The following is a 12405-nucleotide window of genomic DNA, read 5'->3' on the forward strand; positions in this document are numbered from 1 at the left end:
GCACGGGTGCGGCATGGAGGCAACCGATCGGGGTACAACGGCGTCCTGGGAGCGACAGCACGGCGGCCGCGACGGGGGACGCCGGGTGAGGAGAACCCGATGGACATCGTGACCGACGGCGACACGCTCGTCCTGCGCGGCGCCTTCGACGTGCGCAGCACGTGGGAGGTCCGAGCCGCCATCTACGAGCGGATCGACGACCTCGACGCCGACGTGGTCGTCGACATGAGCGAGGTGTCCACCATCGACGTCACGGCGCTGCGCCTGCTGGCCGTGGCGACGCGGCACGCCTGGCTCGCCGGACACCACCTCACGGTGCGCAACCCCGGCCCTGCCGTGCGCCGGATGGCACACCTCGCGCGGCTCGCGCACGCCCTCGAGGTCGAGCGGGCGGCGGCCAGCGCCTGAGAAATGGGTCACACGATTCGCCGGTGACTGGCCGGTAACAACGTCCTACCCTGTCGGAATGACCCCGTCCCCGGGCCCGCAGCCGGACCGCCCCGCCAAGGACCGTCCCTGGGTGATGCGCACCTATGCCGGCCACTCCACGGCGGAGGCGTCCAACGCGCTCTACCGCAGCAACCTGGCCAAGGGCCAGACGGGCCTGAGCGTGGCCTTCGACCTGCCCACGCAGACCGGCTACGACCCCGACAGCCCGCTCAGCCGCGGGGAGGTCGGCAAGGTCGGCGTCCCCGTCGCGCACCTGGGGGAGATGCGCAAGCTCTTCGCGGACATCCCGCTCACCGAGATGAACACCTCGATGACCATCAACGCCACCGCCATGTGGCTGCTTGCGATGTACCAGGTCGTGGCCGAGGAGCAGAACCCCGACCTCACCCCCGACGAGGTCGCCCACCGGCTCGCCGGCACCACGCAGAACGACATCATCAAGGAGTACCTGTCCCGGGGGACGTACGTCTTCGGGCCGGAGCAGTCGCTGCGCCTGATCGGCGACCTGATCGCCTACACCGTCCACGAGATCCCGAAGTGGAACCCGATCAACATCTGCAGCTACCACCTGCAGGAGGCCGGCGCGACGCCGGTGCAGGAGCTGGCGTACGCCCTGTGCACGGCGATCGCGGTCCTCGACCGGGTGAGGGACTCGGGGCAGGTCTCCGACGACGACTTCGAGAAGGTGGTCGGGCGGATCTCCTTCTTCGTCAACGCGGGCGTGCGCTTCATCGAGGAGACCTGCAAGATGCGGGCCTTCGTGCGGCTGTGGGACGAGATCACCCGGGAGCGCTACGGCGTCACCGACCCCACGATGAGGCGGTTCCGCTACGGCGTGCAGGTCAACTCGCTCGGCCTGACCGAGGCGCAGCCGGAGAACAACGTGCAGCGCATCGTGCTGGAGATGCTCGGCGTGACCCTGTCCAAGGACGCTCGCGCCCGCGCCGTGCAGCTGCCGGCGTGGAACGAGGCGCTGGGCCTGCCGCGCCCCTGGGACCAGCAGTGGTCGCTGCGCCTGCAGCAGGTGCTGGCCTTCGAGTCCGACCTGCTGGAGTACGACGACATCTTCGCCGGCAGCCACGTCATCGAGGCGAAGGTCGCCGAGCTCATCGAGGGGGCGAAGGCCGAGATCGACCGGGTCCAGGCGATGGGCGGCGCGATCGCGGCCGTGGAGTCGGGCTACATGAAGCAGAACCTGGTCTCCGCCCATGCGGCTCGCCGCGCTCGCATCGAGTCGGGCGAGGAGATCATCGTCGGCGTCAACAGGTTCGAGACCACGGAGCCCTCGCCGCTGACGGCCGACCTCGACGCTGCGATCCAGGCTCCGGACCCCGAGGCCGAGCGCTCAGCGCTCGCCAGCCTGGAGGCCTGGAAGGCGCAGCGCGACGAGAGTGCGGTCGCCGCGGCGCTGGCCGCCCTCGCCGAGGCCGCCAGGTCCGACGCCAACCTGATGCAGCCGACGCTCGCCGCCGTCCGCGCGGGAGCCACCACGGGGGAGTGGGCCGGCACGCTGCGGGAGGTGTTCGGCGAGTTCCGGGCGCCGACCGGGGTCACCGGCGCGGTCGGCGCGGTGTCCGAGGTCGGCTCCGCCGGTGCCGACCTGGGCGCGGTGCGTGAGCGGGTCCGCGCGACGGGCGAGGAGCTGGGCGGCCGGCTGCGGGTGCTGGTCGGCAAGCCGGGTCTCGACGGGCACTCCAACGGCGCCGAGCAGGTCGCCGTACGCGCTCGCGACGCCGGCTTCGAGGTCGTCTACCAGGGGATCCGGCTGACGCCCGCGGAGATCGTCGCCGCCGCCGTCGCGGAGGACGTGCACCTGGTCGGCCTCTCGATCCTGTCCGGGTCCCACATGGAGCTGGTGCCCGACGTGCTGGACGGCCTCGCCGCCGCCGGGCTCGACGACGTGCCGGTCATCGTCGGCGGCATCATCCCCGGCTCGGACGCCCGGGCGCTGCTCGAGCGCGGGGTGGCAGCGGTCTACACGCCCAAGGACTTCGGACTCACCGAGATCATGGACGGCTTCGTCGACGTCATCCGCAGGGCCAACGGACTGGACTGACCGCGTCCCCGGCTGCTGGCAGACTGCCCTGTCATGCGACGTGTGATCGTGGTCGGGGCCGGCGTGATCGGCCTGACGTGCGCCGTCCGGCTGCTCGAGGCGGGCCATCGGGTCGACGTCGTGGCCCGGGACCTGCCGCTGGAGACGACGTCCGCGGTCGCCGCGGCGCTCTGGTACCCCTACCGTGCGGGTCCGCACGACCGGGTCGCCGCGTGGGCGCGTACGTCGTACGACGTCCTCGCCGCGCTCGCGGGCGACGAGCGGACCGGCGTGCGGATGCTCACCGGCACCGAGGTCCTTCCCACCCCGCAGCCGGACCCGTGGTGGCGCGCGGCCGTCCCGTCGCTGGACCGGGAGACCTCGCTGCCTGCGGGGTACGCCGACGGCTGGACGTTCGTCAGCCCCGTGGTCGACATGCCGGTGCACCTGCGCTGGCTCGGCGCCCGCATCGCCGAGCTCGGCGGCACCGTGACCCGGATGAACCTCTCCGCGCTGCCGGAGGACGGCGCGGTGGTCGTCAACGCGACGGGACTGGGGGCGCGGCACTTCGGCGCGGACCGCGACGTCACGCCGGTCCGGGGTCAGGTCGTGGTCGTCGAGCAGATCGGCCTGGACCGCTGGACCCTGGACGCGACCGGCCCGACGTACGTCGTGCCGCGCAGCGACGAGATCGTGGTGGGCGGGACGGACGCCGAGGGGGAGTGGAGCCGCACGCCCGACCCGGTCGTCGCCGAGCAGCTGCTGCACCGCGCCATTGCGCTCGTCCCGCAGCTCGAGGGGGCGCGGGTGCTGCGGCACAAGGTGGGCCTGCGTCCGGCCCGCCCTGAGGTGCGCCTGGAGCGGGTGGGGCACGTCGTGCACTGCTACGGGCACGGCGGAGCCGGGGTGACCCTGTCGTGGGGCTGCGCCGCCGAGGTGGTCCGGCTCGTCGATGAGTGACCTGCAGTGCGCCGCGCGGGTCCTCGTGGTCCGGCACGGGGCGGCGGACTACGAGAGCGAGCTGCTCAGCGACTCCGGCGGCTGGCTCAGCCCGCTCGGCCGGCAGCAGTCGCGGGAGCTGGCCGAGCGGCTGGTCCCCGAGCGGATCGCCCGGGTCTGGAGCAGCCCGATGTCGCGGGCCGTGCAGACGGCCGAGATCGTGGCCGGGGCGCTGGGCGTCGACGTCGTGGTCCGGGAGGGACTGCGCGAGTTCGGGGTCGGCGTGCACGCCGGGGGCACGGGCAACCCGGACCCCTTCCGCGAGACCTTCGCCGCCTGGGTCGCCGGTGACCTCGACGCGCGCGTCGAGGGGGCCGAGAGCGGGGCGGAGGTCGTCGGCCGCGTGAGCGAGGTACTGGCCGAGGTCGCGGACGCGCACCGCGGCGAGGCGGCCCTGGTGGTCAGCCACGGCGGTGCCATCTGCGCGGGGGTGCCGGCCCTGGCGCGCAACGTGTCACCGGGTCACGCGCTGGACGTGCCGCTGGCGAACTGCGACCTCGTCGAGCTCGAGGCCGACGCCGACGGCTGGGTGTGTCGCTCCTGGGCCGGGCATCCCTTGACGTGAGGTAAGGCTTGCCTCATCAGCCGGGGTAGGGTGGCGGCGTGGGTTCGAAGAGCGCGGGCAAGAGCGCTGCGAAGAAGGGCAAGGCCAAGGTCGCCAAGCTGCCCAAGAAGAAGTGCTGCGTCTCCTCGACCAAGTGCAAGCGCTGCCCGTTGCGCATGCTCAAGGAGGGCACCCTGCCCCCGGGCTACACCGTGAAGAAGCGTCGGCTCGTGAAGGTCAGCGTCACCTCCGGCCAGAAGGGCCCGGGCAAGGGCAAGGCCGCCTGATCCTGCCCGCCCGACGAGACGCTCGTCAGGGCACGGCCAGCGCCAGCGCGGTCGCGGGCGCGGTCGCGCGGGGCGGCGCGTGATCGTGGAGGATCCGCGTCACCTGGTGGCTCGGATCCTCCACGGTGACGTTGCGATCCCCGGCTAGCCGGTGATCGCAACGAGCGCCGTCCCGCCCGGCCCAAGGCGGCGTGCCGCCACCGCTCAGAACAGGCGGTGCTCGGCGTCGTCCATCCCGCGCAGGGCGTCGTAGTCGACGAGGGCGCAGGCGATGCCGCGGTCGGTGGCGAGCACGCGGGCCTGCGGCTTGATCTCCTGGGCGGCGAAGATGCCGCGTACGGGGCCCCTGGCGTTGAGCAGCGGGTCGCGGTTGAGCAGCTCGAGGTAGCGGGTGAGCTGCTCGACGCCGTCGATCTCGCCGCGGCGCTTGATCTCCACCGCGACCGAGAGGCCGTCGGCGTCGCGGCACATCAGGTCGACCGGTCCGATGGCCGTCATGTATTCACGGCGCACGAGCGTCAGCCCGTCGGCCAGGGAGGCCGGGTGTTCCGCGAGGAGCTCCTGCAGGTGCTTCTCGACGCCGTCCTTCTGCAGACCGGGGTCGACGCCGAGGTCGTGGGAGGTGTCGTGGAGGACCTCGTCGATGAGGATGCGCAGCGTGTCGTCGGTCTTCGTCGCGGTGACCAGCCACTCGGCGCGACCGTCCTCGGAGACCCCCTCGCGCACGGTGCAGGGCGGCGACATCCAGTTCAGCGGCTTGTAGGAGCCGCCGTCGGAGTGGATGAGCACCGAGCCGTCCGACTTCAGCATTAGCACCCGGGTGGCGAGCGGGAGATGCGCCGTCAGCCGGCCTGCGTAGTCGACCTGGCAGCGCGCGACGACGATCCTCACGACGGGGAAATCTACAGGGGTGCCGGGCGTGACCGTCGCCACACCCGCGAAGCCAGGACCCCGTGGGAGCATGCGGGGCATGACTGACGTGACCACTCGCGAGCTCAGCACCGTCGGCGTGATCGGCCTCGGCACGATGGGCGCCGGCATCGCCGAGGTCTTCGCGCGCAACGGCTACTCGGTCATCGGCGTCGAGGTGACCGACGCGGCGCTGGAGCGCGGCCGCCAGCACCTCGAGCACTCGACCGGGCGTGCGGTGAGGCGCGAGAAGATGACCGAGCAGGAGCAGGCCGACCTGCTCGGCCGGATCACGCTCACCACCCGGATGCAGGACCTGGAGGTCGCCGATCTCGTCATCGAGGCCGTCGTGGAGTCGCTGGAGGTCAAGAGGTCGATCTTCCGCGCCCTCGACGACGTGGTGCGGCCCGAGGCGGTGCTGGCGACCAACACGTCGTCGCTCAGCGTCACCGAGATCTCGACTGCCAACTCCAAGCCGGGGCGGGTCGTGGGCGTCCACTTCTTCAACCCCGCCCCCGTGCAGAGCCTCGTCGAGGTCGTCCGCACGGTCGTGACCGAGCCCGACGTGCTGGCCGACGTGGTCGACCTCCTGCGCCGCATCGGCAAGAACCCGGTCGTCTGCGGCGACAAGGCGGGCTTCATCGCCAACACGCTGCTCTTCGGCTACCTCAACCACGCGGTCGCGATGTACGAGGCCAAGTACGCCTCGCGCGAGGACATCGACGCGGCCATGCGCTTCGGCTGCGGCTACCCGATGGGCCCGCTCGCGCTGCTCGACCTCATCGGGCTCGACACGGCCTACGAGATCCTCGACACGATGTACAAGCAGGGCCGCGACCGCCTGCACGCGCCGGCGCCGATCCTCAAGCAGTACGTCACCGCCGGACTGCTGGGCCGCAAGTCGGGCCGCGGGTTCTACACCTACGAGGCGCCCGACTCACCCGTCGTGGTCGCCGACGCCCAGACTCCCAGCGAGGACGAGAAGCCCCAGATGCGACACGACGTCCGGTCCGTCGGCGTCGTCGGCACCGGCACGATGGCCGCGGGCATCGTCGAGGTGTTCGCCAGGGCCGGCTACGACGTCGCGTTCGCGGGTCGCGCCCAGGGCAAGGTCGACGGCGTCGTGGCCGCGATCACCCGCAGCCTCGACAAGCAGGTGCAGCGCGGACGCGCGACCGAGGAGGAGAGGACCGAGGCGCTCGGTCGGGTGCGCGGCACCACCTCGCTCGAGGACCTCGTCGACGTCGACCTCGTGGTGGAGGCGATCGCCGAGGACCTGAGCGCCAAAACCTCGCTGATGGAGCGCCTCGACCAGGTCTGCACCGGCGGCAGGGGAGGGGCCGGGGCGATCCTGGCGACCACGACCTCGTCCCTGCCGATCATCTCGTTGGCCGCGGCGACCACGCGTCCCCAGGACGTCGTCGGCATGCACTTCTTCAACCCCGCCACGGCGATGAAGCTGGTCGAGGTGGTCTCCACCGTCGCCACCGACGAGACGGTCACCGAGACCGCGCTGGCCCTGTGCGAGCGGCTGGGCAAGGTGGCGGTGCGGTGCGGCGACCGGGCGGGCTTCATCGTCAACGCGCTGCTCTTCCCCTACCTCAACGACGCGGTGAAGATGCTCGAGGCGCACTACGCCACCGCCGACGACATCGACACCGCGATGAAGGAGGGCTGCGCGCTGCCGATGGGGCCCTTCGAGCTGCTCGACGTGGTGGGCAACGACGTGTCGCTGGCGATCCAGAAGGAGCTCTACCTCGAGTTCCGCGAGCCCGGCTTCAGCCCGGCTCCGCTGCTGGAGCACCTGGTGACGGCGGGCTACCTCGGGCGCAAGAGCGGCCGCGGCTTCCGGGACTACGGCTCGCGCTGAGCTGCCGCGTCAGTCGAGGCAGAACTCGTTGCCCTCGGGGTCTCGCATGACGATGTGACCGTGCGTCATCGGCGGCGCCGGCTCGTGCCGCTCCACCCGCGTCGCGCCGAGGCCGACCAGCCGCTCGCACTCGGCCTCGAGGGCCGCCATTCGCTCCTCGCCCTGCAGACCGGGTGCGGCCCGGATGTCGAGGTGCACCCGGTTCTTGGCCGACTTGCCGTCGCGCACCCGCTGGAAGAACAGGCGAGGCCCGCCGCCGTCGGGATCCTGGGCGGCGGACGCGGAGCCCCACTCGGAGTCCGGCACGCCCAGCTGCGCGAGGAAGTCGTGCCAGGCCTCGAAGGGGTCCTGCCCGGGCTCGAGGTCACGGCCCGGGGGAGGCGGATGGACGTAGCCCAGCGCGTCTGCCCAGAAGCGGGAGAGCGCCTCGGGGTCGTGGGCGTCGAAGGTCACCTGCACGGTCCGGCTCATGACCGCATGCTGGCAGCGTCCACCGACAGCGGCTAGCGGTGCTGCGTCTCCATCACCAGGGCCGCGAGCCGGGCACGGGTGTTGATGTCGAGCTTGCGGTAGATGTGGGTCAGGTGCGCGTCGACGGTGCGGGGGGAGACGAAGAGCTCCTCGGCGATCGCCCGGCTCGTCAGGCCGTGCGCCACCCGCTCGGCGACCTGCTTCTCCGCAGCCGTCAGCGCGTCGAGCACCGATGGCGGAGCAGTCGCCGGACGGTGGAAGACCGCCGTGATCAGGGCGACCGAGTCCGCGGCCAGCTCGTCGCCCGTGATCCACCCGGCGGGCGCGCGGGTGGCCGGCACCACGTCGTAGTCGGCCGAGTAGCCCCACCGCACCGCCATCCGCGGCGTCCGCAGCGCGAAGGCGGCCGCTGCCAGCGCGCCGGCCTCCTTGAGGTCCCGGGCCCGCGCGACGCCGGCCAGGCCGTCGAGCACGTCCGCGGCCCGCAGCGGCAGCCGCATCGTGCGGCACTGGTCGAGCGCGGTGAGGTACGTCGTCGTCGCCTGGTCGAGGTCGCCCAGCGACACGAGCGCGCGGCCCAGCAGCAGTCGGGCGTCGACGCCGTCGCGACCCAGCTGCGCGGAGTCGGCCAGCGCGACCACGTCGGCGGCGAGGCCGGCGGCCTGCCGTACGTCGCCGCGCACGAGCAGGTCGCGCCCGTCCTGGGCGAGCACCGGCAGGCGTACGGCCCACGGCAGCGTGTCGCGGACGACCTCGCTCGGCTCCCAGGTGGGGTCGAGCCCGCGCAGCAGCGTCTCGGCGAGCAGGCCCACCCGGTCCTCGGCGAGCTCGCGTGCCTCCAGCACGACGGCGCGGGTGCCGGCGACCGCCTCGGCGATGCGACCCTGCTCGAGGGCGATGCGCGCCAGCACCGTGCGTGCGGACAGGTCGATCCAGCGCTCGTCGCGGGTGGTGCGCGCGGGCATCGCCTCGCTCGCGGCCTGGGTGGCCTCGGCGAAGCGTCCCTGCGAGGCGTACAGGTCGGCGAGCGTCCGCGTCGCCTGGCGGCGGATGGAGCCTTGCGGGTCGAGGTCGATCGCGCGCCTGGCCTCGCGCTCGGCGCTCGTCAGGTCTCCCGCATCGAGGTGCATCTCGGCGCGGATGGAGGCGGTCTTGGCCAGCTGCTCCTCGGGGCGCGGTGCCGCGGAGGCGTGCTGGTCGGCGCGGTCGAGCAGCCACAGTCCCTCGTAGGTCCCGCGCACCTCCGAGGCCGCGATGCCGGCCCGGCGTGCCACCTGGGCGCCGATCTCGGGCGGCCCGTCGCCGCTGGCGAGCGCCGCCTCGAGGATCTCCAGCGCCTCGCGGGCGCGCATCGAGGTGTAGAGGGAGGAGAAGATGCGGTTGGCCACCGAGTACCCCGCGGCCCGGGTCCGCGCATGGGCGCACGCGGTCAGCACCGCCTGTCGCATGGCGGGGAGGTCGCGCAGCCACTCGGCGTCGGCCGCGCCGAAGTTGTCGTGCACCGGAGCGTTGCTCTGTGCCCACGCCAGCAGCCCGGCGTCGACCGCGGCGATGTCGTCCGCACGCGCGAGCGCCCGGGCCCGGCCGCGGATCGGGGAGAGCATGTCGAAGTGCCCGCGGTGGTCGACCTCCAGCAGGCTGCGGCGCACCAGGTCGCCGGCACGCTCGGCCGCCTCGGGCACCGAGACGTCGAGCACGTGCGCCAGCACGCCCAGCCCGGCCGGGAAGTCGAGCAGTCCGATGCGGCGCAGAGCCGTGGCGGTCGGGCCGTCGAGCAGGTCGTGCGCCGAGTCGACCGCCTGGTCGAGGCTCACGGTGGACATCGCGTTGCTGAGCCCCACCAGCGCCGACTGCACGGCGACCTGCTCGATGAGGAGCGGCAGGCCGCCCGTGGCGCTGAGCAGCCGGCGTACCTCGTGGGCCTGGGCGGCGAGGTCGACCTGCTTGCCGCCGGCCGAGCGGATCCGGCGCAGGAACAGCTCGACCGCCGGACCCTCCAGCGGGGCTCGCGGCGTCGGCACCGGCAGCGGACCCACGCGTACGACGGACTCGTGGGGCTGGTCGGCGGTGGTCCGCGCCGTGACCACCACGCGCGCGTCGGTCGTGCTCTCCAGCACGGACTGGAGCACGGGCCCGGCCGCCGTCGCGTCGAGGTCGAGGCCGTCGAGCACGAGCAGGCACGTCCGGCCGTCCACCGCACGACCGAGCGCACCGGTGAGGGAGTCCCCGGGCGCCGTCTCGGAGCCGAGGCTCTCCAACGCGGCGACCAGCACCTCGTCGAGGTCGCGGAGGTTGCGCGCGTCGACCCAGGTCGCCGGTGCCCGCGAGGACTGCGACGCCTCCGCGGCGACGTGGCGCACGAGCAGCGTCTTCCCGCATCCGGGCGGGCCGACGACGGTCACCCACCGGGACTCGTCGAGGGCCTCGGTCAACGCACGCCGGACCTCGTCGCGACCGAGGCAGGGGGACAGCACCAGTCGAATGTATCGCTCCGTGCGGGCCAGTTACGTAGGACTACGGATGCCGTATCGCGCCGGTGCGCGGGAGTCTTCTCCTACGCCGACGGCGCCGGGAGCCCACAGGGGAGGGTCCCGCCGCACGCCGGCCGCCTCTGGGAGCAGGTCACCCGTCAACGGGGGTCGACGGGTGATCTGCTCGCGGGTCCCGCCGGGGGCGGAGGCGTACGTGCCCGCGCCGGCGTGTTGAGGCCGCTGCGTAGGCTGGGGTCATGGAACTCGTCCTGGTGCTCGTCGTCCTGGGTGGGCTGACGGCCGCGGCCGTGGCCGCCGGGAAGTCGGGCAAGAAGCGCGAGCTGGCTCGCGCGGAGGCCGAGGTCGCGCCGGTGAAGCGGCTCGCCGAGGAGGACGTCACGGCCCTGGGCGTCGAGCTGCAGGACCTCGACATCGACCTCGCCGGCGAGCAGCTCGACCCCGGTGCCAACGCCGACTACCAGCGTGCACTCGACGCCTACGAGTCCGCCAAGGTCGCGGCGGCCGGTCTGAGCCGCCCCGAGGACGTCAAGCACGTGACCGAGATCCTCGAGGACGGCCGCTACGCGATGGCGTGCGTGCGTGCACGGGTCGCCGGTCAGCCCCTGCCGCAGCGTCGCCCGCCGTGCTTCTTCGACCCGCGTCACGGCCTGTCCGTCGCCGACGTGCCCTGGACGCCGCCAGGCGGCACACCGCGCGACGTGCCCGCCTGCGCGCTCGACGTCGAGCGGGTGCGCGCCGGGGCCGAGCCCGACATCCGCAAGGTGATGGTCGGCTCGCGGCGCGTCCCCTACTGGCAGGGCGGCCGGGCCTACCAGCCCTACGCGGCCGGCTACTTCGGTGCCTTCTCGCCGATGGACTGGATGTTCATGGGCATGCTGTTCGGCGGCGGGTTCGACGGCCTCGGTGAGGGGATCGGCGCGCTCGGCGAGGGCCTCGGCGACATGTTCGGTGGGATCGGCGACGGCATCGGCGGCATGTTCGACGGCTTCGACCTCTGACCGGGATGGCCGCGCTGCACACCACGGTCATCGGCGACCACGGACCCAGGGTCGCGTTCTGCCACGGCCTGTTCGGACAGGGCAAGAACTGGGGCCAGATCGCCAAGACCCTCGGCGCCGAGCACCGGGTGCTGCTGCTCGACATGCCCAACCACGGCCGATCGCCCTGGACCGAGACCTTCGACTACCTCGAGCTCGCCGACCTCGTCGCCGCGGCGCTCGGCGACGAGCCGGTCGCGCTGGTGGGTCACTCGATGGGCGGCAAGATCGCCATGTGCCTGGCACTGCGGCACCCCAGCCTCGTCGAGCGCCTCGTCGTGGTCGACGTCGCCCCCGTGGCCTATCCCAGCGGGCGTGAGTTCGTCGGCTACATCGAGACGATGCGCTCGCTCGACGTCACCGCGCTCGAGCGACGCGACCAGGCCGAGGAGGCCCTGCGCGAGGCGGTCCCCAACCCGGTCGTGCGCAGCTTCTTGCTGCAGAACCTGCGACGCACCACCGACGGGTGGGCCTGGCAGGTCAACCTCGACCTGCTCGGCGACCACATGTACGCGCTGACCGGCTGGCCGGGCGACGCGCTGGGCGAGGCGACGTACGACGGCCCGGTGCTGTGGGTCGGCGGTGCCGACTCCGACTACATCGCCGACGAGCACGCCGGCGAGATGGACCGCAGGTTCCCGCGCAACCGGCGCGTGCTCGTCAAGGGCGCCGGGCACTGGGTGCACTCGGAGCAGCCCGAGGTGTTCCTCGAGGTGCTGCGCCGCTTCCTGCCCTGAGCCGGCTCAGGTCTTGCGACGCGCTCGGTAGGCCGCCACGGCCTCCCGGTTGCCGCACGTGGTGGAGCAGTAGCGCCGGGAGCGGTTGCGCGACAGGTCGAGCACGACGTCGTCGCAGTCGTCGGCGGCGCAGCGCGCCAGTCGCGACATCTCGTCGGCACGGATGACGTCGACCATCGCCATCGCGGTCTCCACCACCACGCGCTCGTCGAGCGGCCGGTCGGGCTCGACGGCGTGCAGGTGCCAGTCCCAGTGGTCGTGGCGCCGCAGCTGAGGGAGCGCCCTCGCCCTCGCCAGCATGTCGTTGACGATGGCGACGGCCTCGTCCCGCTCCGCCAGGAGCAGCGCTCGCAGCGCCGGTCGCAGGCGTCGTACGGCGTCGAGCTCGTCCTGCGTGGCGTCGTGACGGCCCGTGTAGGACCACGCCGCGAGGAAGGCGGACAGGTCCTCGACCGAGCCGAGCGGGTCGCCGGGCTCGTCGGTGGAGTTGACCAGAGCGACCGCCGCCTGCAGCGCCGCATCCGTGTCATCCGTGAAAAGCATGTTGACACGTTACACAGCCCGGTCCTAGCGT

At 72.7% G+C, this 12405-nt stretch carries 12 protein-coding genes; 8 read left to right on the forward strand and 4 right to left on the reverse strand.

The annotated features are described in order from the left end of the window. Positions 1-99: 99 nt before the first annotated feature. Genes J3P41_RS12830 through J3P41_RS12850 form a run of 5 tightly spaced genes read left to right on the forward strand, consistent with a single transcriptional unit; the run spans position 100 to position 4315 of the window. Entirely contained in the window at positions 100-408 is a 309-nt protein-coding gene (locus J3P41_RS12830; RefSeq protein WP_210650676.1) for an STAS domain-containing protein, read from the forward strand. A 58-nt stretch (positions 409-466) separates the two neighbouring features. Next, positions 467-2506, forward strand: a complete 2040-nt coding sequence (locus tag J3P41_RS12835; protein WP_210650677.1) for a protein meaA — start codon at positions 467-469, stop codon at positions 2504-2506. Positions 2507-2539: 33 nt separating this feature from the next. Then, positions 2540-3445, forward strand: coding sequence for an FAD-dependent oxidoreductase (locus J3P41_RS12840; protein WP_210650678.1), 906 nt, complete (start codon positions 2540-2542; stop codon positions 3443-3445). Beyond that, on the forward strand, positions 3438-4049 hold the full coding sequence (locus J3P41_RS12845; RefSeq protein ID WP_210650679.1) for a histidine phosphatase family protein: 612 nt from the start codon (positions 3438-3440) through the stop codon (positions 4047-4049). The genes J3P41_RS12840 and J3P41_RS12845 overlap by 8 nt, the downstream gene beginning before the upstream one ends. A 38-nt stretch (positions 4050-4087) precedes the next feature. After that, complete coding sequence (locus J3P41_RS12850) at positions 4088-4315, forward strand: hypothetical protein (RefSeq protein ID WP_210650680.1); 228 nt, start codon at positions 4088-4090, stop codon at positions 4313-4315. Between the two features lie 204 nt (positions 4316-4519). Here J3P41_RS12850 and nucS read toward each other — a convergent pair whose 3' ends face one another. Beyond that, on the reverse strand, positions 4520-5206 hold the full coding sequence (nucS, locus tag J3P41_RS12855; RefSeq protein WP_210650681.1) for an endonuclease NucS: 687 nt from the start codon (positions 5204-5206) through the stop codon (positions 4520-4522). A 79-nt stretch (positions 5207-5285) separates the two neighbouring features. On the opposite strand from nucS, the gene J3P41_RS12860 reads away from it, so the two are divergent. Beyond that, positions 5286-7094: a 3-hydroxyacyl-CoA dehydrogenase family protein gene (locus J3P41_RS12860; RefSeq protein WP_210650682.1), complete on the forward strand. Its 1809-nt coding sequence runs from the start codon at positions 5286-5288 to the stop codon at positions 7092-7094. Positions 7095-7103: 9 nt separating this feature from the next. Here the strand turns inward: J3P41_RS12860 and J3P41_RS12865 are convergent, their stop codons facing one another. Together J3P41_RS12865 and J3P41_RS12870 are read right to left on the reverse strand one after the other, a co-directional pair. Beyond that, positions 7104-7565, reverse strand: a complete 462-nt coding sequence (locus J3P41_RS12865; RefSeq protein WP_210650683.1) for a VOC family protein — start codon at positions 7563-7565, stop codon at positions 7104-7106. A gap of 32 nt (positions 7566-7597) precedes the next feature. After that, a complete protein-coding gene (locus J3P41_RS12870) occupies positions 7598-10039 on the reverse strand; it encodes a LuxR C-terminal-related transcriptional regulator (RefSeq protein WP_210650684.1) in 2442 nt (813 codons plus the stop codon). A gap of 254 nt (positions 10040-10293) precedes the next feature. Between J3P41_RS12870 and J3P41_RS12875 the strand changes: the two genes are divergently transcribed. Next, entirely contained in the window at positions 10294-11055 is a 762-nt protein-coding gene (locus J3P41_RS12875) for a hypothetical protein (RefSeq protein WP_210650685.1), read from the forward strand. 5 nt (positions 11056-11060) lie between these two features. Further along, positions 11061-11831 carry an alpha/beta fold hydrolase gene (locus J3P41_RS12880; protein WP_210650686.1) on the forward strand — a complete coding sequence of 257 codons (771 nt, stop codon included), beginning with the start codon at positions 11061-11063 and terminating at the stop codon, positions 11829-11831. A 6-nt stretch (positions 11832-11837) separates the two neighbouring features. Here J3P41_RS12880 and J3P41_RS12885 read toward each other — a convergent pair whose 3' ends face one another. Beyond that, on the reverse strand, positions 11838-12374 hold the full coding sequence (locus J3P41_RS12885; RefSeq protein WP_210650687.1) for a CGNR zinc finger domain-containing protein: 537 nt from the start codon (positions 12372-12374) through the stop codon (positions 11838-11840). Positions 12375-12405: the final 31 nt, after the last annotated feature.

The organism is Nocardioides sp. SYSU D00065 (genome assembly GCF_017916425.1).
In the GTDB taxonomy this organism is placed as follows: Bacteria; Actinomycetota; Actinomycetes; order Propionibacteriales; family Nocardioidaceae; genus Nocardioides.

Bases quoted from the DNA above. Each gene is read 5' to 3' on its own strand.
- J3P41_RS12875 (WP_210650685.1), top strand. From the start codon at position 10,294: ATGGAACTCGTCCTGGTGCTCGTCGTCCTGGGTGGGCTGACGGCCGCG.
- J3P41_RS12880 (WP_210650686.1), top strand. From the start codon at position 11,061: ATGGCCGCGCTGCACACCACGGTCATCGGCGACCACGGACCCAGGGTC.
- J3P41_RS12860 (WP_210650682.1), top strand. From the start codon at position 5,286: ATGACTGACGTGACCACTCGCGAGCTCAGCACCGTCGGCGTGATCGGC.
- J3P41_RS12885 (WP_210650687.1), bottom strand. From the start codon at position 12,374: ATGCTTTTCACGGATGACACGGATGCGGCGCTGCAGGCGGCGGTCGCT.
- J3P41_RS12845 (WP_210650679.1), top strand. From the start codon at position 3,438: ATGAGTGACCTGCAGTGCGCCGCGCGGGTCCTCGTGGTCCGGCACGGG.
- J3P41_RS12840 (WP_210650678.1), top strand. From the start codon at position 2,540: ATGCGACGTGTGATCGTGGTCGGGGCCGGCGTGATCGGCCTGACGTGC.
- J3P41_RS12835 (WP_210650677.1), top strand. From the start codon at position 467: ATGACCCCGTCCCCGGGCCCGCAGCCGGACCGCCCCGCCAAGGACCGT.
- J3P41_RS12865 (WP_210650683.1), bottom strand. From the start codon at position 7,565: ATGAGCCGGACCGTGCAGGTGACCTTCGACGCCCACGACCCCGAGGCG.
- J3P41_RS12830 (WP_210650676.1), top strand. From the start codon at position 100: ATGGACATCGTGACCGACGGCGACACGCTCGTCCTGCGCGGCGCCTTC.